Source organism: Roseovarius mucosus (assembly GCF_002080415.1).
Taxonomy (GTDB): Bacteria; Pseudomonadota; Alphaproteobacteria; order Rhodobacterales; family Rhodobacteraceae; genus Roseovarius; species Roseovarius mucosus_A.
This window is the reverse complement of sequence record NZ_CP020474.1, coordinates 428029-447641: the sequence shown is the minus strand read 5'-3', so window position 1 is coordinate 447641 and position 19613 is coordinate 428029. Positions and strand designations below refer to the sequence as shown.

Below are 19613 nucleotides of genomic sequence, written 5' to 3'. Positions count from 1 at the left end.
ATCTGCGGGGGGCCCAACACATTCTGTCTGCGGGAAAGCGCACCTTGTGCCGGAAAACAAATGGATGTGGTGTTAAGATCATCTCGGTTCTATGTGGAACCAGATCACTCGCTTTGGCCTAGGCTGATATCCGCAGTCGCAAGGCATCCTCGGACGACTCGAGGAGGTGCGCCGCGGCTCCGACCTCGTGTTCACTCATTAGAGTAAATGTCCGTCATCGGATCTGCGCCAAGCACCGTCATCAGGCGCAGCACCTCGGCCTTCCATCCGTCTTTTACCCGTCTTGCCAACTGCGACATCGGGCGCAATCTGGGGACAAAAATGGCGCAATCATATCGAAGGTCTTGAGCGAGCGGACGAAATACCAACGCATCCCCGTTCAGCCTTGACTGCTGTTCGCTGGCCACGGTCATCGGATCGACGATGGCGCAGCATTGCCCTTGGGACACAAATTGCAAAAGCGGGATGAAAAACTGGCTTTCGATGATTTGATTGTACCGTGCGCCATGCCCCTGAAATGCCATGTGAATACGTTTTTGAAGCCAATGCGCGCTGTGCAAGCCGCCCATCGGTTGATCATGCAAATCTTCCCAAGATAGCGCGGCTTTTTGAGCCAAGGGATGCGCCTGAGGCAAGGCGCAAAAGCAGCGCGCAGAAAAGGTTTCTGCCGTCAAAAGACCTTTGCGCTTTTCAAGCTGAAAATCCAGATCCGCAAAGCCGAAATCAATGCTTTGGGTGGCCACCAACTCGAGGATCTGTTGCGAACTGCGCATCGTCAAGGTCAGCTTGATATCCCTGAAATCGCCGAGAACCCGACTGATATATCCGGGGAAAAGATAACTGGATGGTCCGGGCATCGCGGCAACCTTCAGATTGCCGCTCGCGGCATCCCCGAGGCTTTTCATGGTGCGAGACACTGTAGACAGTCGGTCTAGCACTTCATCCGCCTCTGCCAACAGGTAATAGGCCTCTGGCACCGGGATAAGGCGGCGCCCCTCACGTTCAAAAAGAGTGATACCGAGCGACGCTTCGAGTTCTCGCAAGGAAAGGCTGATCGCAGGCTGCGTGCGCCCCAAACGCCTCGCTGCCTGCGAGACGGACCCGGTAGCCATGACTTCACGAAAAACAGAGAGTTGCTGGAGCTTCACTATATAAGTTTTTCCTTGTTTTTTAGAGTTATAACAAATTTGTCTTTATCAACGCTACCATTAAGCTCGCGACCACGACAAGCCTTCGCATCGCGGAGGTAAAGCCTATAAAAACGGGGAGTTTAGAATGGCATTGATGAAGAAAATGGCAGTGGCAGCTTTGGCAACGGCGTTGATGGCCGGCACGGCAATGGCCCAAAGCCCAACTTTTTTTCGCATTGGAACCGGCGGTGCAGGCGGAACCTACTTCCCGATTGGCGGAACGATCGCCAATGGGATTTCCTCTCCTCCCGGATCTCGACCCTGCGAAGAGGGGGGACAGTGCGGCGTTCCCGGACTGATTGCGATTGCGCAGTCCACAACCGCCTCAGTTTTTAACAACGCGGCTGTGCAGAACGGCGAATTGGAAGCCGGCCTTGCTGCTGCCGACGTTACGCGTGAGATGTACCTTGGTGTTGGCACATTTGAGGGCAAAAAGCATGACAAGCTGCGACTTGTCGCCAACCTCTTTCCAGAAGACCTGCATCTTGTGATGCCCGCCGGGGCAACCTTGGACGGGTTGGGTGATCTGGCAGGCAAAAGGGTTGGTATTGCGCAGGCGGGGTCCGGTACCCAAGTGGCTGTGCTGAAAATGCTCGAAGAATGGGGTGTGAACCGCGACAACATGGAAGAGGCCGAGTTGAACAATTCGCAATCGGCTGAACGTCTGGCGGATGGGCAATTGGACGCCTTCTTTTATGCGGCGGGTTGGCCTGTGGCGGCGATGGTTCAGCTTGCCTCGACCAAGGGCATGACGCTGTATTCCTTCAGCGACGAAGAAATGCAGAAAATCAACGATGTGGTGCCTGCCTACATTCCCTCAAAAATTCCCGGTGGCGTATATGAGGGTATTGATAACGATACGATGACCCCTGCGGTTTCGGCATATCTTGTTGTTTCCTCGGATCTTTCGGACGATCTTGTTTACGGGATCACCAAGGCGCTCTGGAATGACAATACCCGCAACTTGCTCGACAATGGGCATGCGAAAGGCAAGCTGATCCGGCCGGAAACGGCGTTGAACGGGGTGGATAGCCTTGGGGTGCCGCTGCATCCCGGTGCAGAGCGCTTTTATCGCGAAGCAGGGCTGCTCAAATAAGCCGTCTTCATTCTAGGAAACATTCCAAGCGATGCCCCCAGTGGGCATCGCAACCTCTTTTCATGAATGACAAGGTAGGCCCGTGACCAACAGCAGCAATGACCTGAGCGCCGAAGAACTGGCCAAGCTGACCCCAGAGCAGTTGGCCGAGATAGAGCGGAAATATGACGAAGGCGCTGCGACGCGCGCAGTAGGCCCGAACGTTGGCATGGTCTTGCGCGCGGTGGCACTGGTCTTTGCGCTTTATCACTTTGTGACTGCGGGGTTTGGTCTTCCGGCCGATCATTGGCACATGGGCTGGCATCTTTCGGGATTATTCATTCTCACCTACGCGCTCTTTCCAATTTTCAAGAGTGACAGCGCATTTGCAATGAAGGTCAGCCGCCTTCGGCTGGGAAATATCCCCCTTTATGATCTGGTCTTCATGGCATTGGGCGTGGCGTCATCGCTGTATGTGGGCCTGGCGTGGCGCGGCATTCCGTCGCTTGGGATTGAGGAACAAACTTTCCGAATGGGTAATCCCAACGGGTATGACGTATTTTTTGGTGTCATTATAATCCTGTTGGTTTTGGATATTGCACGGCGGACCCTCGGTTGGGTTTTGCCGTTCATCATCTGTGTATTCATTTCCTACGCGCTTTTCGGGACCTATTTTCCCGGTTTGTTGCAGCATCCCGGCGTGAACTTCAAAACTTTCGTCTCGTCGATGTATTTCCCACAAGAGGGTATTTTCGGTGTCACCCTTTGGGTCGTTTCAACAATTGTATTTCACTTTGTCCTGTTTGGCGTCATCGCGCAGCGCACCGGTTTGGGGCAATTATTCATAGACAACGCAACCATTCTTGCCGGGCGCTATGTCGGTGGTCCGGCAAAGGTGTCGGTCGTATCCTCAGCATTTTTCGGGACAATTTCCGGCTCTTCCGTTGCGAACACAGTGTCGACGGGGGCCCTCACCATTCCGAATATGAAACGGCTGGGCTACCCCGGACATTTTGCAGGTGGCGTCGAGGCCGCTGCTTCGGCGGGTGGTCAAATTACGCCGCCGATCATGGGGGCCGCAGCCTTCATCATGGCAGAGTTTCTACAGCTACCCTACACCACAATCGTGATTGCAGCGATTGTCCCGGCGGTATTGCATTACGTCGGTGTGTTCGCTGTGGTGCACCTGATGGCCTTGAAACTTGGCTTGAAGGGCATGGCAAAGGACAGCCTGCCCCAATTTGCGGCCGTATGGCGGGAAGGCTGGGCGAATATCATTCCCTTGATCGGTCTGCTGGTTGTACTTTTCTCTGGCTACACGCCTTACATGTCCGCTTTTTGCGGCATCTCTCTGGCAGTGATCGCGGGCATGGCGCGGTTACGTGAACCGACCACTTTGATCTATCCTGCGGCCTTCATTGCCTTTGTTTTGTGGAAATGGATGGGCCAAGGATTTGAGGGGCAAATGGCCCTGCTGCTTGTGATCGGTGCGGTTGTTGCCACCTTGAACCCGCAAGAGCGTATTCGGCTGCCTCAAATGGCAGAGTCGCTAGAAGTGGGTGTAAAATATGCCCTGGCTGTCGGGGCGGCCTCGGCGGCTGTGGGCATTGTTGTCGGTGTCATCAATACCACGGGCATTGGGTTTCGCATGGGCTTTATGGTGACCCAAGGCGCGGGCTCGATGGCCATGAGCTTGAATGATATGTTCACCTTTGGCGGCTGGGAAATGATCTCAACCCCAGATCTGCAATTGTTCCTGTCGCTGGTGTTCATCGCGATTTCTTGCATCTTGATGGGGGCAGGCGTTCCGACGACAGCGCTTTACATCATGCTTGCGTCCGTGGCTCAGCCCGCTCTGGCACAGCTTGGCGTGCCTCCGATCGCCAGCCATATGTTTGTGCTCTACTATGGTGTCGTATCGGAAATTACGCCCCCCGTTTGTACTTCGGCCTATGCGGCGGCGGCCATCGCCAACTCCAATCCTTTCCGGACAGGTGTGTCAGCCTTTACCTTGGGCTTGGGCAAAGTGGTTGCGCCAATGGCCTTTGTGTACGCGCCTGTCCTGCTTATCGTTTCCTCAACGGGATTTGATTTATGGGAGTTCGCCTATACCGCCACGAGCTGCATTTTGGGGGTTCTGGCGCTTTCAATGGCGGTTGTTGGATACTGGAAGGCCCCGATGGGTGCCTTCATGAGAGTATTGCTGGCGGTGTCGGGCATAGTGTTCATTGCACCCTCGCTGCAGGCCGATTTGATTGCCGCTTTGATTGCCGCTCCAGCCATCTTGAGCCAGCTTTTCAAACGGCGTTCAACACCTGCGGCGGTCTGAGGTATGGACGGTCATGTAACCATCATCGGTGCCGGTATTGTCGGGATTTGCACGGCGATTTCCCTTTGTGAACGTGGCTTCTCGGTACGCCTGATTGACAGAGGCATACCCGGACAAGAAACCTCTTTCGGGAATGCCGGTGTTATCTCTCCGTGGTCCATTATCCCGCAATCCATGCCAGGGATATGGAAGACCTTGCCTGGATTGCTATTGGACCGAGATAGCCCACTTTCGGTGCGTCCCCGCTTTTGGCCGCGTATGATCCCTTGGGGGCTGCGCTTCTTACGACACGCAACAGAGGAAAAGGCACGTGCCGCGTCCGATTGTATGGAGTATCTGTGCGGTCCATCCGTGGACCTGTATCGCCGTCTTCTTGCCGGAACTGGCCATGAGGATTTGCTTGCTGAGAACTATTACATCCACGCTTTCCGCACTGCGGACAAAGCCAGTCTGAAGAACCTTGATTATCGCATCCGTGTGGAAAAGGGCGGGGATCTGGCCCTGATCGGTCCAAGGGAATTGCAGACGCTGGAGCCCGGACTTTCGTCTGACTTCAGGGCCGCGGTGGTGATCAAAGGTCAGGCGCGTGCCCGCGCACCCGGTCAGCTTGGTCAGGTCCTGACCGCGAAGGCGCGGGGGCTTGGGATCGAGGTGGTTCAGGCTGAAGTGATCCGTCTGTCGCATCAAAATGGCAGTTGGACGATTTTCGCCAAAGGCCAAAATTTCACAGCGCCGCGCGTTGTTCTGGCCGCGGGGGTTTGGTCAGCAGACTTGCTGCGGGCCCTTGGGATCAACCTGCCTCTGGTGGCAGAGCGCGGGTATCATGTGGAGTTTGCGGCCCCCGGTGTCACTCTCAATCACTCGGTGATGGATGTCGATGGCAAGGCCGTCGCCAGTTCCATGCTTGGCGGATTGCGTTTGGCTGGTACCGCAGAGTTTGCGGCCATTGACGCGCCACCTGATCCCCGGAAACAAGCTATTCTGACACGTCAAGCCAAGGCGATGTGCCCTGATCTGAGCACTGCGCAAGGGTCCTTCTGGATGGGCCGCAGACCTTCATTTCCCGACAGCTTGCCCGCCTTGGGCGCGGTGCGGGGGCAGGATGGTCTCTTTGCTGCTTTCGGCCACAGCCATTATGGGCTGATGATGGCCCCCAAAACCGGCGAAGTTTTGGCGGATATCATATCAGGATGCCCCGCAAATGCCTCGCTTGATGCCCTCAAAATGGATCGGTTTCTCTAGGTCCGTAGTGTTCAGCTCCGCGAAAAGCCACCTGACGCCTTCTGCGAGTTGCGAGAGCGACATGGGGATAGTTTAAATCACTCTATGGTCGAAGGATTTGTGAGCAAAGACCTTGATACGGATGTTCGCATTCGCGATATTCGACGCAATCGCGGTCCAGGCTGAACGCTTAGGTTGCGCAGCCTTGAAGAAGCTTTGGGAGTAACGGCATCAAAGTCCTGTTTCTTGTGTCAAGCGCCTATGGGCACATGGATTTTGGCGGTCTGGGGTTCTTGCGCCTTAGCCAGAAGTTTGAGGCCGCAGGGCACAGCAGCGTGTGGATCACATATGGGGATCAAGTCGCGCGGTTACGCGGACATGGCTGCGACGTGGAGCAAGCGGGCGATCTGAACCGGCTGCGCCTGATGCCCATGCCGCATATCGACGACATAGCGAAAAACCCAGCAGTACATGACGGTAGGGTCGCAAGTTTGCGGCGCGTTATGGAGCGCATTGCGCAGCATCGGCCTGACATGGTCTTTATCGACCGCCTGCTTGTAGGAGCTGGACTTGCTGTCGCTCAGCTTGATCTGCCTTATGCGGCGATGGGAACGCCGGGTGGGTATTGGCGTTTCTTCCCAGACCCGGCCCAAGGGCACCTCAACATTCACCCCTGGCCGGAGCCGGTTCAGGAGTATCATGATCTTGGTGAGCGCTTGAAGGACGAGCTTGGCTGGCAGAAGGGCCGGCTGGACAGTGGATGGCTCCGATCACCGTATCTGAACGCGCAGTTTCTGCCGACGCGGTTCTACGCGCACGTGAACGATCCGGCGAGCATCAGCATCCACAACCATACCTCGCCCGCGCTCGCACCCAATGTCCGCCGTATCGGGGTGTCCTTCGGAAATCAGGGTTCCACAGAACATCTGTTACGCCTCACAGAGGCGCTGATCGCAAACATACCCGAAGGCAACGGTGTAAGCCTTTTTTTAGGCAATCATCCTGACCTTCACGCGCATTTCCACTCGGTCAGTCGTGGCAAGGATGTCGAATTGCACCAGTGGATTGAATTCAATACGGTAATGCCGGGTCTATCGTCGTTTCTGTTTTTGGGTGGTGTTGGCACGATCTGGCACTGTTTGCAAAATGGCGTTCCAATGATCGTAGCCCCCGGATTTATCGGGGATCAGCTGGAAAACGCCCGACGAATTGCGGCACTTGGGCTTGGCGCACATATGGCCGAAGACCAGCCATGCGAGGACATCGCGGCCATTGTTCAACGTGTAACCATGGATGCAGATATTCGAAACCGTCTGGCAGAGGCACGCGAGCCAGCCTCTTTTTCGCATACGATGGACAGCTTTTTCGAACTCATATGCGATTTGACCAGATGATCCTGTTCTGCAAGCTGTGTTTCAGGGTAGCCATTTTAGTGTCAACGAGCAGAGAGACGACATCGACCGGCGTGACGAATTAAACTACATACCAAATCGGACCAACGTGAGCGATGGTTCTTCGGCACAGCAGGGCGGCTTTAGATGGCAAATACCTACGCGGCAAAGACTGTTTGCATCCTTGGGATGCATCGGAGCGGAACGAGCTGTCTGGCTGGATGTCTGGAGGAACGCGGTCTGTTTCTTGGTGATGTGATCAATTTTGCCAAGTTCAATCGACGGGGCAACAAGGAAAACCCCGAGATCATGCAAATCAACAATGACCTTCTGAAGCTGAATGGCGGCACTTGGGACAATCCACCCGAAGAGATGCGATGGAGCGATGAGCTTCGGGCACGTCGGGATGCACATATTGCATCCCTTGCCAGCCGTCCGATTTGGGGATTCAAGGATCCACGCACCGTTTTCACATTGCCATTCTGGCAGGAGGCGGTGCCGGATATGCACTATGTCGCCACCTTTCGTGACCCCTTTGCCGTGGTTCGCTCACTTCAGCGCCGTGGCCCTAACCTACTCCCCGTTATCGCCCCCATTGATTTGTGGATGAAATATAACCTTCGACTGCTGCAGCATATCACGGCCCATGACATCCCGCTGGTCAGTTTTGACTGGCCTGCCGATGTTTATAACAAGGCGGTGGATTATATTGCCGATAGCTTTGGTGTCTCGACGGAAGGCCTGACAGAGGCGCCTTTTTACGAACAGAGCCTGCGCACAAGCGATGAGGACGAAGGGATGACGCAGTCAATGGAGCCTGAAGTTCGCATGGTCTACGAGGCGCTGTTAGAAAGGGCGATGCCCGTCACTGACTTTGTGTAAGCGGCTGTCGCATGTCCACCCAAACGGCCAAGATGACCCCTTCAAGGTTTATCAGTTTGCAGGCAACCCGTCGGTCATATAAACCGCTAAGATGAGATAACGCCCAGGGATATATCAGGTCCATATATCGGGAGGGCCGCACCACGATGCTTTCTAGCTCATTCAATTTTATCTTTATTCACGTGCCAAAGACGGGCGGCAATTCAATTCAAAAGGCTCTCTTACCCTACAGTGATGATCGCATCGCCCTGATTGGACCTCACCACGACGGGATAAATCGATTTGAGATACGTTCTCCTGAATTCCAAATTCACAAGCACGCGACGTTGGAGGATTATCGACGCCAATTGGACCAGGAGCGCTATGCGCGGCTGATCAAAGTTACCTGCGTGCGAAATCCGTGGGACCGCTGCGTCTCGTATTATTTTTCGCCGCACCGCGGAGCTGTGGTGTGGTCAGAGCAGGACTTCGCGCATTTTATCAGCAATACGGTCCATCCTCATGCGCACTATCTTACCCTTGATGATCTGAAGAGCGATCCGTTTGACAACGTCGATGTCATCTTGAAGTACGAAACTCTTGAGATGGATTTCAAGGCACTTTGCGGACGGCTTGGGCTTGGTGACGTCGCTCTTCCGCGCCTCAATGCTTCTGTGCGCGACGCCTATAGATCCTATTTCGTCCGAGACGATGTTATCGAACTCGTGGCCGAAAAATTCGCGCCCGAGATTGATCGTTTCGGTTACTCCTTTTGATCCCTTACGCGGTTCCTGCCCATGCAACCAAATATCGTCATCATCAATCCAGATCAAATGCGGTGGGACTACGCCTCGTGTCAGGGCCATCCGTTCATTGCTACCCGGCACTTGGACCGGCTGGCAGCGATGGGAACGCGGTTCAGCCACGCCTTTGCGGCAAGCCCTATGTGTGGGCCGAGCCGGACGAGTTTTCTAACTGGGAAATATCCTATCGAACACGGCATTCGGCAATATGGTGGCACCTACGATCAGGCGCAGCCCAATGCCCTGCGCGTGCTGGGTGACGCGGGCTATGTGCGAGGGATTTGGGGCAAGGACCACACCTTCAAAGGAAATGTGATTGGTAGCCTGTATGATGAAGGAGAGGACATCTGCATAGGGATCATGGGTGGCCACCCAGACTATATAAATGCATGGGACAGCACGAGCCTTGATGTTGGGTCAAAGTGGAACCTGACCAAACGTCTGACGGATGAGGGGCTCGCGTTTATCCATCGCCAAGCTCGGACAAGCCAGCCATTCTTTTTGACCCTCAATTATCAGGACCCGCATCCATTTTTTGCCTGTCCTGAACCCTACTCGTCCCTGTTTCACCCAGATCAGTTTGAGCTTTCACCGAATTATCGCAAGGCGCCAGTGGACGGAGAAATCATCCGGCTGACAAACTGGCGCATTCACAGCAATGAAATCAACATGCCGGTCGCAGAGCTCAAACAGGCGATGGCGATCTACGCCGGGCAGATCCGGTATGTTGACGATCAGGTTGGGCGTATTCTGAACGAGCTTGAGGCTCTAGACCTGCTTGAAAACACGATCGTCCTCTTCTGGAGCGACCACGGTGAATTCATTGGTGATTTTGGTGTGACCCACAAGATTCCAGCGTTTTACGAGTGCTTGATCCGGGCGCCGATGGTGATTTGGGATCCGACAGGGCGCGTGCCGCGCGGCGTGTGTTCTGGCTTGGTCGAGCTGATGGACGGCATGGCGACAGTTCTCGATCTATGCGGTCTCAAGCAGCCAGAAGGCTCGCATGCCCGGTCGATGGCGGGCAAGGTGGTGGGGCGACGTGACGTTTACGCCGACTCAGGCATGCTTGTGCGACAGCCCCTAGAGCCGATATCCGGCCATGTCATCAAAGGGGCAATGCCACCGACGGCGTTTGGACCTGGATCAATGCTGCGTACGGAGGACTGGAAGCTATGCCTTTACGGTGAGGACAAAGGCGAATTGTTCGATCTGCGGCGGGATCGTTACGAGACGACGAACCTGTTTGGTGTGCCACGACATGCTCAAATCCAGGACGAGCTTATGCTGCGCCTCGCACAGCGCATGATGTGTTTGGGACAGATGCCTGAAGCGCTTCCAACCCTAAAAGTCTGATTGCAAAACAAAATCGGACTTTGGCGATTTATCGAGCTTACGCTGAAGCCGCGTAAGTCATACCGTTCTCTGCCATGTTCCATTGCTCACTCAAGCTACGCAACGCCTTCGCTCACGATATCCATACAACCTTCGACACACCAAGCGTCAAGGACAGATGCGCTACGTTGCGGATGAAGGCAGATGACTGCGACAATGAAGAACTAGGCGAGTTTCGTGTGAATGCCACTGGCCAATTTGAGACCGCCGCAGTGGCTCTCATCATGAATTTGCTGAACCGGCCGCACTACGTTGCGAAGCAGGGCAGGACACCTCAAAAATGGCGCTACTAGGCTGAAATAAGCGACAAAAAAGCGACTAACCCAAGGAAAAGGGGTTAGCAGTTTCCCGCTAACCCCTTGAGATCTTTGGCTCCGGCGGTAGGGATCGAACCTACGACCAATTGATTAACAGTCAACTGCTCTACCGCTGAGCTACGCCGGAACACTTGGGCCGTATAGCAACCGGATTCGGGGAGGTCCAGAGGCTTTGTGACAAAAATTTAGGACGAGGTGCAGGTGGTTTGGAGGCGTGCGAATTTTGCGTCTGCCTGTAGTCCGCCGACTGGCGCGACTTGGGATTTCTGCATCAGGTCGATGAGATGCGCGAGCACGTTGCGGCGGGCCGCGGCGAGAAGGCTTTGTGGGCTGTCGGCATAGACGCGGCTGGTAATCTCGGTGGCGGTCAGCGGTGCCCGCGTGAGGGAATCGAGGATTGCCGCCTCGCGCGCTTTGCGATGCGCGACGAGCCAGTCGACGCGGGCCTTGGGATGTTCGATCACTGCCCCGTGGCCGGGCAGAAAGCGCCGCGCCTTCAGCGCGCCAAGACGCGCGCAAGACCGTAGAAAATCTGTCAGATCGCCGTCTGGTGGCGAGACCAGAGAGCTGGCCCAGCCCATCACCAGATCGCCGGACAGCACGCTGTCTGCGATCTCAAAGCTCATGTGATTGCCGAAATGCCCCGGTGTCCAATGCGCGGTGATCTGCCAGTTGTCCCCCATGATCCGTTCCCCGTCGCAGAGCACCAGATCGGGGGCAAACTCCGTATCCACGCCCTCACCACCGCCCATAAGCCCGCTTTCGGCGAGGCTCTGCATCACGGCGCTGCGCCCGGCGGTGGCATCGCCATAGGCCAGCACCGGTGCGCCGGTTTCAGCCGAGAGGCGCGCGGCAAGAGGGGAATGATCCAGATGCGCATGCGTGACAAGAATATGGCTCACGCTCTGGCCCGGACCCAAGGCCGCAAGGATCGCTGCGAGATGGGCAGGGGTGTCGGGGCCCGGGTCAATCACCGCAAGGCGGCGCGTGCCCACAAGATAGGTGTTGGTCCCCCAAAACGTCATGGGCGAGGGGTTGGGCGCAAGAATGCGACGGATCGCCTGTCCGACATCCTCGGCCATGCCTACAGGGGGGCTTTTTCCTTGGTCGGCTTGCATGGCTCTTCCTTATGGCTGCGCGCGCGGCTAGGTTTAGCCATGTCGTTGCGTTGGCTCAAACCCTATCTTCCGCGAAGTCTCTATGCACGGGCCGTGTTGATCCTGCTTTTGCCGGTGATCACGCTGCTCTTGGTGGTGTCGCTCGTGTTTGCCCAGAGGCTGTTTGACGATGTCACGCAGCAAATGGTTAAGACGGTGGCGCGCGAGGTGCGCTTGGTGCTTGATGAACCCGAAGGCAGCCCGGTGTCAGAAATGCTGGAAATCGAGCGGCGGCGGGTGCCCGCATCCGAGATGCCAGAGGCCGATGACTATGATTGGTTCGACCTTTCGGGAAGCGTGGTCATTCGCGAATTGCGTGGCTATTTCGAGGATCTCGAGCGTGTTTCACTGACCGATAATCAGTTTGTTATGCTTTATTTTCATAGGGATGGCGGGGTGGTCGAGCTTGTGTTTGACCGGCGCCGGGTGTCCGCTCGGCGGCCCTATCAAGTGCTGCTCAATCTGGCGTTCTATGGCATCCTCATGACCGTTGTCTCGTATGTCTACATGCGCAAACAGCTCAAGCCGATTACCCGGCTGGCTGAGGCGGCAGAGGCCTTTGGGCGCGGGCGGCATGTGCCCTATCGGGCCTCTGGTGCCCTAGAGGTGCGGGCTGCGGGCAATGCCTTTCTCGACATGAGAGCGCGGCTTGAACGGCAGATCGAGCAGCGTACGCTGATGCTCTCGGGCGTGAGCCATGATCTGAGAACGCCGCTGACCCGGCTGAGATTGAGCCTTGCGATGCTGGAGGATGAAGAGGCGGCCCCCATGCTGCGGGACGTGCGCGATATGGAGCGTTTGCTGGAAGGGTTTCTGGCCTTTGCGCGCGGGGCGCATGAGGGCGAGCCGGAACCGGTCGATCCGATTGCGCTTGTGACACAGATTGTCGAAGATGCCCAACGTGCACAGAATGACGTGACTTTGGTGGAGGCACGGGGCGTGGGCACGGTGGCTTTGCGGGCGGAGAATATTCGCCGGGCGGTCGAGAACCTGATCAACAACGCGGTGCGCTATGGCTCGCGGGCTGAGGTTTCGGTGGTCATGACCGAAAAATCATTGAGAATCAGGGTTGAGGATGACGGGCCTGGCATTCCGCCTGACAGCAGGGACGATGCAATCAAGCCATTCACCCGGCTGGAACCTGCGCGAAACCAGAATCGCGGCATGGGGGTCGGCTTGGGCTTGTCCATCGTGCTAGATGTGGCGCGGGCGCATGGTGGCACACTACGATTGGGAGAGAGCGCGCGGCTAGGTGGCCTGTGCGCGGATATTGTCATTGCGCGATGATCTCATCTCACCGCGCAACGATTTTTGATAAAATGCTTCGAAAGTAACGGGTTACCCGGTGCGCCTCTCATCAAAGCTGAGCGCGATGAAGCTGGGCAGATGATCCCCAAGACCCATGACACGCGGCCCGCCACCGTGATCCTGACGCCCGCGGCCCTCTCTGTGGCGCGGGGCGTTATCGTCATTGCGGTCGCGATTGCGGTCCTGCCGGGGTTCGGGCGTCCGCTCGGGGCGGCGTTCCTGTGGGCGTTCCTGTGCTGGGGTCGCCTCAACTGCCTGTTCGGAAACGGTTTCCGGGGCCTTGTGGCTGGCGGCGGGACGCGCTTCGGGCTTTCCGCGGCTCACGTTGCGTGCACGGCGCGGTTTGGCGGGGCGCTCCTCGCTGCCCTGCGGCGGTTCGGTTTCTGTGGTCGGAGGGGTGAAGGTTACGGGGCTTTCGACCCGGGGAATTTCCTTTTGAATCAACGCTTCAACCCCGGCGAGGTTCTTTTCGTCGCGCGGGTTGCAGATCATCAGCGCCTTGCCGCTGCGCCCGGCCCGGCCGGTGCGCCCAATGCGGTGAACGTAATCTTCTGCATGGCTGGGCACGTCAAAGTTAAACACATGGCTGACCGCTGGCACGTCAAGGCCACGGGCGGCCACGTCAGAGGCGATCAGAAAGCGCAGCGTGCCTGCGCGAAAGCCGTCGAGTGTGCGCGTGCGCTGGCTTTGGTCCAAGTCACCGTGAATAGGTGCCGCATCATATCCGTATTTTATCAAAGACTTAGCGACCACATCTACATCAATCTTGCGATTGCAAAAGATGATGGCATTGCTACAGGCAGCGCCTTCGCGGTCGATCAGTGCGCGCAGCAACTTGCGTTTTTCGCTATCGGCATTCTCACGGCGGGGCGGTTTGAACATCACCACGCCTTGCTCGATCGTCTCGGAGGCGGTGGCCTGACGGGCAACCTCGACCCGAGCGGGGTTCGACAGGAAGGTATTGGTGATGCGCTCAATCTCGGGTGCCATGGTGGCAGAGAAGAAAAGCGTCTGACGGGTGAAGGGGGTAAGGCTGAAAATCCGTTCAATATCAGGGATAAAGCCCATGTCGAGCATGCGGTCAGCCTCGTCCACGACCATGATCTGAACGCCGGTCAGCAAGAGCTTGCCGCGTTCGAAATGGTCGAGCAGACGACCTGGCGTTGCGATGAGAACATCAACGCCCTTGTCGATCAGCTTGTCCTGTTCCTTGAAGCTGACGCCGCCGATGAGCAGCGCCTTTGTAAGCTTTAAGTGTTTGGAATATGTATCAAAATTCTCGGCCACTTGGGCTGCGAGTTCGCGCGTGGGGCACAGGACCAAGCTGCGCGGCATGCGGGCGCGGGCGCGTCCACGTGACAAAAGCGAGAGCATGGGCAAGGTGAAGCTGGCGGTTTTGCCGGTGCCGGTTTGGGCGATGCCGAGAACGTCGCGGCCGACGAGCGCGTGAGGGATGGCTTCGGCCTGAATGGGGGTGGGCGTTTCGTAACCGGCCTCTTCGATGGCCTTTAACACCTTGGGATTCAGGTTCAGATCGGAAAATTTTGTCATGTGTATCCGTGGTTTACGGACGCAATCATGGCCCGTACGACTGATGCGGGTTCGGGCCCCTCATGGGCCTGTGGTTCTCCACATGGATGCCCCGCTGCGCTGCACTTACCTGAGAACGTCACCAGCGTCAATGCACCGCATAATCCGCGCAACAATCCAAGGGGTGCGGAGCAGGATTATGCAGTAATTGGAAACACTTAGCTATGTTCCGGAAAGTGGCGGGCGCGCTTTGCGTCAAGGTCGAGATTGATGTGATGAAGGTGACCGTAAGACGCAAGGCGTTTTTGCAACTCTGGGGTGGCGGTGCAGACCTCGGAGAAGAAGCGGCGCAGGGCGGGTTCCCCTCCGTCTTCCTCAAGCATGTGAAAAAATTCATGCATATTAAAGGCATAGCCGTCGGAGTGGGGGGCTGGCTTTAATTCGGCGCGGTAGGAACCCAGGCTGAGGCGGTAGCGGTAGGCGGCGAGCCAGTGATCCCAGGTGGCGGCATGATGGTGACAGAGGCGAAGTTCATGTAACTCCTCAGCTTTGTCGTCCATCACTTTGTTTCTAAATGCATTATGTATGCGCAGACTGATATCTGGTTGCCCGGTCCGCACAAAGACCTTGCCTGCCACGTGGCTGAGGAAACCGCCGTTGAGATAGGGGCCGTAGGTGGGATAAATGGCGTTGGTCTGGGCGCGGCGGTCAGCCTGTGAGAGGGCGCAGGATTTGTAAGCTCTGTAAGGTTCGGCCTCGATTTTGTAAGGTCCGGGGTCCAATGCCTCGATGGGGCGAACACGGGCGCTGAGGCGGTCCGGGGCGACGCGCGCGAGACGGTCGGCGATGGGGATTTCGGACCAGAGAAACTCATCCACGTCGATATGTGCCAGCCAATCGACCTGTGGACGTTTGTTGAGGCAGTGGGTGGCATTGAGGCTTTGGCGCGGTTGGTGTTTGTCGGGGCGTCCCTTGCGTGACCGGCGGTTCCAATAGTCGTCGTCACAAAGGATGACACGGCATTTTGGATGGGCGCGCAGGGCGGCTTCGGCCTGCGGGTCGGGGGCGTCGAGATAGACATGAACCCGGTGAGCGCCCAGATCGAGATGATGGGCGGCAAACGTGAGGATGTCGCGGGTGGGGGCCTTGATCGTGGCGACCACGCCCCAGTTGGGTGCTGCGTTCATGGGCGCAGAATGCGGTCAGGCCGCAGCGCGCGCAAGAGCTGTCAGTCGAACTTGCGCGAGGGGGCCAGAACCGTGGCTTCGCCGATCAACACCTTTTTGCCATTCACCAGACAGCGGCAGTCGAGTTGCACGCGGCGCTTGCCGTGGTCGATGCCGATCACCTCGACCTCTGCATGGACCATGTCGCCGGGACGCACGGGGGCGAGGAATTTCAGGGTCTGCCCCATGTAGACGGTGCCATGCCCCGGCAATTGCTCGCCAATCACCGCAGAGATGAGGCCGGCGGTGAGCATGCCATGGGCGATGCGCCCCTCAAAGATGGTGTCTTGCGCATAATCGTCATCGAGATGCACCGGATTGCGGTCGGTCGAGACCTCAGCGAAGAGTTCGATATCGCGGTCGGTTACGACTTTGCGCAGATGGCGGGTCATGCCCATCTCGATGTCTTCGATACAGATCGTGCCGCGTGGCATATTGTCCAACATTCGCCCCTCCAGTAGGTTTGGTGCGCAATTATTGGGCTGTATTTTGGCCCATGTTGGAATTTTATTACTTTGCGGATGCAGAAAAATCAAGCGCTTTCTCTTAGCGCAAGAATCCGATCGTATAGGTGGGCGCAGAGTTTTCCTTGGAAAGATAAGCGGTTAGCGCGGCCTCATCGGGCTGGTGCGACGTTTTGGTCTCGGCCGCGGCCAAGCCGCCGGAAATAAAGAGGGAATCGATATCCTCGCCCATGGCCCCGTCGATATCGGTATGCACCCCGTCGCCGATGGCCAGAATGCGGCCGTTTTCGACATCGCGGCCAAGCGCCAAGAGCCTGCGGCGGGCAAGGTCGTAGATGGGGGGATGCGGTTTGCCGAAATAGAGGCTTGTCCCCCCCATGTCAGTATAGAGGCGGGCAAGAGCGCCTGCGCACCATTCCCGCACCTCGCCGCGATCGACCACGATATCGGGATTGGCGCAGAGGAGTTTGAGCCCCTTTTGCTTGGCATAAAGAAACTGTGGGCGCAGGTCGGCGGGATCGGCCAAAGGATCAAAGGGGCCGATGCAGACGATGCCTTCGGCCTCTTCCAGAGGCACACGGGCGATGGGCACGGGGTTTTCGATCAGGTGGAGTGGGTCAAAGAAGCGGTCATCGAACGGCTGGCCGATGAACCAGACCTTTTCGCCCACCACGCCCTGAAACATGGCGGCGCGCGCGCTGTCGCCGGAGGTGGCGATGCTATCCCAAGCGTCGCGGGGCACGCCAAAGCCGTCGAGTTGTTTTTCCACGCCGCCCCGCGCGCGGGGCGAGTTTGTGACAAGCACCACGGTGCCGCCGCCCGCGCGGTAGGCCTGAAGTGCTGCGACCGCATTGGGCAGGGCGCGCACGCCATCATGCACACAGCCCCAGAGATCGACAAAGAGCGCGTCATATTTGTCGGAAATATCGCTGAGGGCGGTGATGATGCGGGTCATGGGCGGCTCCTGTTCCGGGGTGGGCGCAGATATGGCAGGGGGGCCGCTGTTTGGCCAGCGGTGGAATTGAGTATTTTGACCAAGAAGACGCGGGGGGTGTTCAGTGCCCGTGCGGGCGCACGATGTGGTAATCGCCACTGAGATAGGTCAGCGGTTTTTGCCCGGCATTGGTGAGGGCTGTGACGGTGCCGATGCAGATGGCGTGGCTGCCATGGGTGATCCGGTCTGTGAGCAGGCAGGAAAAGGCGGTTGCGCGCGGCAGCACCGGGCCTTCGGGGCGGGGGGTGATCGTGAGCCCGTCAAAGCGCGCGGCGGGATTTTCCGGCGAGGAACCGGCAAAGGCGCGTGCCACCTCGACGGCATCCTCGGGCAGGACATTGACGCAGAAGGCGCCATTTTCTATCACCGCGCGCGCGATGCGGCTGTCGGTGCGCAGGCAGATGAGCACCGAGGGCGGATCAGCGGAGAGCGAGGAAAAGGCGCTCACCGTGGCCCCGGCGCGGCCTGAGACCCCGTCGGTGGTGACAACCGTCACAGTGGCCGCGACCTGCCGCATGGCGGCCAAGAAGGCGTCGCGGTCTACGCTGAGGGTGTCTGAGGTCACGGGTGGTGCTCCTGTATCGGGGGCGGACCCATTGGGTAGCCCTGAAATGTGGCGGGGTAAAGGAAATCCCGTGCCGGGACCGTAGGTAGTGTGGTTCTGTGGGCTTTCAAACCGTTTGGGTCTCAGACCTGAAAAAACCATTCGGGCCGGGCCTGCGGTGTCAGGGGGCCGGTTGATCCGCCCTTGGTTTTGAGAGAGGAGCGCGGGGGCGCTTGGGCAGTGGCAAAGCCCCAAGGTCAGGCGCGGCCAGCATCCGATGAGAGCATCAGGGGTGAGATGCCAAGACGGGTTAGCGCGGCCTCCCATTTGGCGGGATTTGGGGTGTCGAACACCAGTTCCATATCAGCATCACAGGTGAGCCAGCCGTTTTCCGCAAGTTCTGATTCGAGTTGACCCGGCCCCCAACCGGCATAGCCAAGCGCCAGCAGGGCGCGATCCGGGCCGGTGCCGCGGGCCAGATCCTCGAGAATGTCGAGCGTGGCGGTCATTGCGAAATCCTCATTCACCTCAAGCGATGTGAGAGTGGATTGATAGCCCCGATCATGCAGAACGAATCCGCGCCCGTGTTCGACCGGGCCGCCGAAATGCACTGGCAGATTGCGGGTTTGGCCGGTTGGCGCAATCGAGAGTTGTTCAAGCAAGTCGCGCAGGCGAAGATCGCTGGTTGGTTTGTTGATGATCAGCCCCATGGCCCCATCGGGCGAATGGGCGCAGAGCAGCACGACCGAATGCGCAAAGCGCGGATCGCCCATGCCGGGCATGGCGATGAGCAATTTGCCTGTCAGATCCATATCTTGACTGGTTCGGGTCACGGGCTGTCCCTGTGCTTGTTACCCATGAAAATGGGGCGAGCGGGCCGGGGGTGCAAGCCATCTCTTCATCCTTTGGCAAGAATTCTCGCCGGATTGTGAGTTGGCAATCGGCGCGGAATGGCCCATGTCAGCGGCATGATACAGGTTTGGCGCATCGTTTTTCTGACGGTTCTTTCGGTTCTGGTGCCCCTTTCGGGGGCGCGGGCGCAGGAGGATATGGTCGCGGTCAGCATCGTGAACGGCTGGCAAACGGCCGATGGCAGCCATGTGGCTGCGCTGAAATTCGACCTGGCCGAGGGGTGGAAAACCTATTGGCGCGCGCCCGGCGAGGCAGGGATTCCGCCGCGGTTCGATTGGCGCGGGTCGCGCAATCTGGCGCGGGTCGAGATTGAATGGCCGACACCCAAACAGACCGTGACCAATGGCATGCGCACCATAGGGTATGAGCATGTGTTGGTGTTGCCGCTGCGTTTGACGCCGGAACGTGCCGGACAGCCGATCACCTTGAGTGTGGATATGGAGATCGGCGTGTGCAGTGATATCTGCGTGCCGGTGTCTTTGACGGTGGCGCAGGGCTTGGATAGCGATGCGCGGCGGCCTGATCCGCAGATTGCCGCTGCCTTGGCCGCGCGGCCCTATACGCAGGCAGAGGCCGGTGTGGGGCGGGTGGTGTGCAAGGTGTCGCCCATAGAGGGCGGTGGCGTGCATCTGGTGGCAGAGGTCGATGTGGCGGCAATGGGCGCGCAGGAGATGATGGTGGTCGAGACTGCCAATCCTGCGCTTTGGGTCGCACAATCCAAGAGCGTGCGACAGGGCAACCGTTTGCGCGCTGAAGCCGAGATTTTTCATGCGGAGGGGCGCGGCTTCATGCTTGACCGCAGCGGGCTGCGGCTCACGATCCTGAGCAGCGGCAATGCGGTTGATATTCGCGGCTGTCCGGCGGGCTAAGGGTGGTTTGAGGGGCGATTGACCGGG

17 protein-coding genes and 1 tRNA gene are annotated in these 19613 nt (G+C 57.8%); 9 read left to right on the top strand and 9 right to left on the bottom strand.

What is annotated here, in order from left to right:
* Positions 1–191: 191 nt before the first annotated feature.
* Positions 192–1148: a LysR family transcriptional regulator gene (locus ROSMUCSMR3_RS02185; RefSeq protein WP_037298811.1), complete on the bottom strand. Its 957-nt coding sequence runs from the start codon at positions 1146–1148 to the stop codon at positions 192–194.
* 127 nt (positions 1149–1275) lie between these two features.
* On the opposite strand from ROSMUCSMR3_RS02185, the gene ROSMUCSMR3_RS02180 reads away from it, so the two are divergent.
* The 7 genes from ROSMUCSMR3_RS02180 (at position 1276) to ROSMUCSMR3_RS02150 (ending at position 10226) form a co-directional block, all read left to right on the top strand.
* Positions 1276–2286 carry a TAXI family TRAP transporter solute-binding subunit gene (locus ROSMUCSMR3_RS02180; protein ID WP_037298807.1) on the top strand — a complete coding sequence of 337 codons (1011 nt, stop codon included), beginning with the start codon at positions 1276–1278 and terminating at the stop codon, positions 2284–2286.
* 82 nt (positions 2287–2368) lie between these two features.
* Positions 2369–4594 (top strand): TRAP transporter permease, encoded by a 2226-nt coding sequence (locus tag ROSMUCSMR3_RS02175; RefSeq protein WP_081506304.1) that lies wholly within the window; start codon positions 2369–2371, stop codon positions 4592–4594.
* A 3-nt stretch (positions 4595–4597) separates the two neighbouring features.
* Positions 4598–5836, top strand: a complete 1239-nt coding sequence (locus tag ROSMUCSMR3_RS02170; protein ID WP_081506303.1) for an NAD(P)/FAD-dependent oxidoreductase — start codon at positions 4598–4600, stop codon at positions 5834–5836.
* A gap of 314 nt (positions 5837–6150) precedes the next feature.
* A complete protein-coding gene (locus tag ROSMUCSMR3_RS02165; RefSeq protein WP_217521284.1) occupies positions 6151–7209 on the top strand; it encodes a glycosyltransferase in 1059 nt (352 codons plus the stop codon).
* Positions 7210–7353: 144 nt separating this feature from the next.
* Positions 7354–8088 carry a hypothetical protein gene (locus tag ROSMUCSMR3_RS02160; protein ID WP_081506301.1) on the top strand — a complete coding sequence of 245 codons (735 nt, stop codon included), beginning with the start codon at positions 7354–7356 and terminating at the stop codon, positions 8086–8088.
* A 146-nt stretch (positions 8089–8234) separates the two neighbouring features.
* Entirely contained in the window at positions 8235–8843 is a 609-nt protein-coding gene (locus ROSMUCSMR3_RS02155) for a sulfotransferase family 2 domain-containing protein (protein WP_081506300.1), read from the top strand.
* A 21-nt stretch (positions 8844–8864) separates the two neighbouring features.
* A complete protein-coding gene (locus ROSMUCSMR3_RS02150) occupies positions 8865–10226 on the top strand; it encodes a sulfatase (protein ID WP_081506299.1) in 1362 nt (453 codons plus the stop codon).
* Positions 10227–10634: 408 nt separating this feature from the next.
* Here ROSMUCSMR3_RS02150 and ROSMUCSMR3_RS02145 read toward each other — a convergent pair.
* Positions 10635–10709 (bottom strand) — tRNA-Asn (locus ROSMUCSMR3_RS02145).
* A gap of 58 nt (positions 10710–10767) precedes the next feature.
* The gene (locus tag ROSMUCSMR3_RS02140; protein ID WP_081506298.1) at positions 10768–11700 is read right to left on the bottom strand and encodes an MBL fold metallo-hydrolase; all 933 of its coding nucleotides are present in this window, start codon (positions 11698–11700) and stop codon (positions 10768–10770) included.
* 39 nt (positions 11701–11739) lie between these two features.
* Between ROSMUCSMR3_RS02140 and ROSMUCSMR3_RS02135 the strand changes: the two genes are divergently transcribed.
* Entirely contained in the window at positions 11740–13026 is a 1287-nt protein-coding gene (locus tag ROSMUCSMR3_RS02135) for an ATP-binding protein (protein ID WP_008282998.1), read from the top strand.
* Between the two features lie 51 nt (positions 13027–13077).
* On the opposite strand, the gene ROSMUCSMR3_RS02130 is transcribed toward ROSMUCSMR3_RS02135, so the two are convergent.
* The 6 genes from ROSMUCSMR3_RS02130 to ROSMUCSMR3_RS02105 all read right to left on the bottom strand — a co-directional run bounded on the left by ROSMUCSMR3_RS02130 (position 13078) and on the right by ROSMUCSMR3_RS02105 (position 18617).
* Positions 13078–14598 (bottom strand): DEAD/DEAH box helicase, encoded by a 1521-nt coding sequence (locus ROSMUCSMR3_RS02130; RefSeq protein ID WP_081506297.1) that lies wholly within the window; start codon positions 14596–14598, stop codon positions 13078–13080.
* A gap of 197 nt (positions 14599–14795) precedes the next feature.
* Positions 14796–15764: a glycosyltransferase family 2 protein gene (locus ROSMUCSMR3_RS02125; RefSeq protein WP_081506296.1), complete on the bottom strand. Its 969-nt coding sequence runs from the start codon at positions 15762–15764 to the stop codon at positions 14796–14798.
* A gap of 41 nt (positions 15765–15805) precedes the next feature.
* Entirely contained in the window at positions 15806–16249 is a 444-nt protein-coding gene (locus ROSMUCSMR3_RS02120; RefSeq protein WP_008282995.1) for a MaoC family dehydratase, read from the bottom strand.
* 100 nt (positions 16250–16349) lie between these two features.
* Entirely contained in the window at positions 16350–17222 is an 873-nt protein-coding gene (locus ROSMUCSMR3_RS02115; protein WP_081506295.1) for a TIGR01459 family HAD-type hydrolase, read from the bottom strand.
* Positions 17223–17322: 100 nt separating this feature from the next.
* Positions 17323–17826, bottom strand: a complete 504-nt coding sequence (locus ROSMUCSMR3_RS02110) for a flavin reductase family protein (RefSeq protein WP_081506294.1) — start codon at positions 17824–17826, stop codon at positions 17323–17325.
* A gap of 236 nt (positions 17827–18062) precedes the next feature.
* Complete coding sequence (locus ROSMUCSMR3_RS02105) at positions 18063–18617, bottom strand: YqgE/AlgH family protein (protein ID WP_037298798.1); 555 nt, start codon at positions 18615–18617, stop codon at positions 18063–18065.
* A gap of 156 nt (positions 18618–18773) precedes the next feature.
* On the opposite strand from ROSMUCSMR3_RS02105, the gene ROSMUCSMR3_RS02100 reads away from it, so the two are divergent.
* On the top strand, positions 18774–19586 hold the full coding sequence (locus ROSMUCSMR3_RS02100; protein ID WP_237183520.1) for a protein-disulfide reductase DsbD domain-containing protein: 813 nt from the start codon (positions 18774–18776) through the stop codon (positions 19584–19586).
* Positions 19587–19613: the final 27 nt, after the last annotated feature.

Bases quoted from the DNA above. Each gene is read 5' to 3' on its own strand.
- ROSMUCSMR3_RS02180 (WP_037298807.1), top strand. From the start codon at position 1,276: ATGGCATTGATGAAGAAAATGGCAGTGGCAGCTTTGGCAACGGCGTTG.
- ROSMUCSMR3_RS02170 (WP_081506303.1), top strand. From the start codon at position 4,598: ATGGACGGTCATGTAACCATCATCGGTGCCGGTATTGTCGGGATTTGC.
- ROSMUCSMR3_RS02160 (WP_081506301.1), top strand. From the start codon at position 7,354: ATGGCAAATACCTACGCGGCAAAGACTGTTTGCATCCTTGGGATGCAT.
- ROSMUCSMR3_RS02155 (WP_081506300.1), top strand. From the start codon at position 8,235: ATGCTTTCTAGCTCATTCAATTTTATCTTTATTCACGTGCCAAAGACG.
- ROSMUCSMR3_RS02150 (WP_081506299.1), top strand. From the start codon at position 8,865: ATGCAACCAAATATCGTCATCATCAATCCAGATCAAATGCGGTGGGAC.
- ROSMUCSMR3_RS02140 (WP_081506298.1), bottom strand. From the start codon at position 11,700: ATGCAAGCCGACCAAGGAAAAAGCCCCCCTGTAGGCATGGCCGAGGAT.
- ROSMUCSMR3_RS02135 (WP_008282998.1), top strand. From the start codon at position 11,740: ATGTCGTTGCGTTGGCTCAAACCCTATCTTCCGCGAAGTCTCTATGCA.
- ROSMUCSMR3_RS02130 (WP_081506297.1), bottom strand. From the start codon at position 14,598: ATGACAAAATTTTCCGATCTGAACCTGAATCCCAAGGTGTTAAAGGCC.
- ROSMUCSMR3_RS02125 (WP_081506296.1), bottom strand. From the start codon at position 15,764: ATGAACGCAGCACCCAACTGGGGCGTGGTCGCCACGATCAAGGCCCCC.
- ROSMUCSMR3_RS02120 (WP_008282995.1), bottom strand. From the start codon at position 16,249: ATGTTGGACAATATGCCACGCGGCACGATCTGTATCGAAGACATCGAG.
- ROSMUCSMR3_RS02115 (WP_081506295.1), bottom strand. From the start codon at position 17,222: ATGACCCGCATCATCACCGCCCTCAGCGATATTTCCGACAAATATGAC.
- ROSMUCSMR3_RS02105 (WP_037298798.1), bottom strand. From the start codon at position 18,617: ATGGATCTGACAGGCAAATTGCTCATCGCCATGCCCGGCATGGGCGAT.
- ROSMUCSMR3_RS02100 (WP_237183520.1), top strand. From the start codon at position 18,774: ATGATACAGGTTTGGCGCATCGTTTTTCTGACGGTTCTTTCGGTTCTG.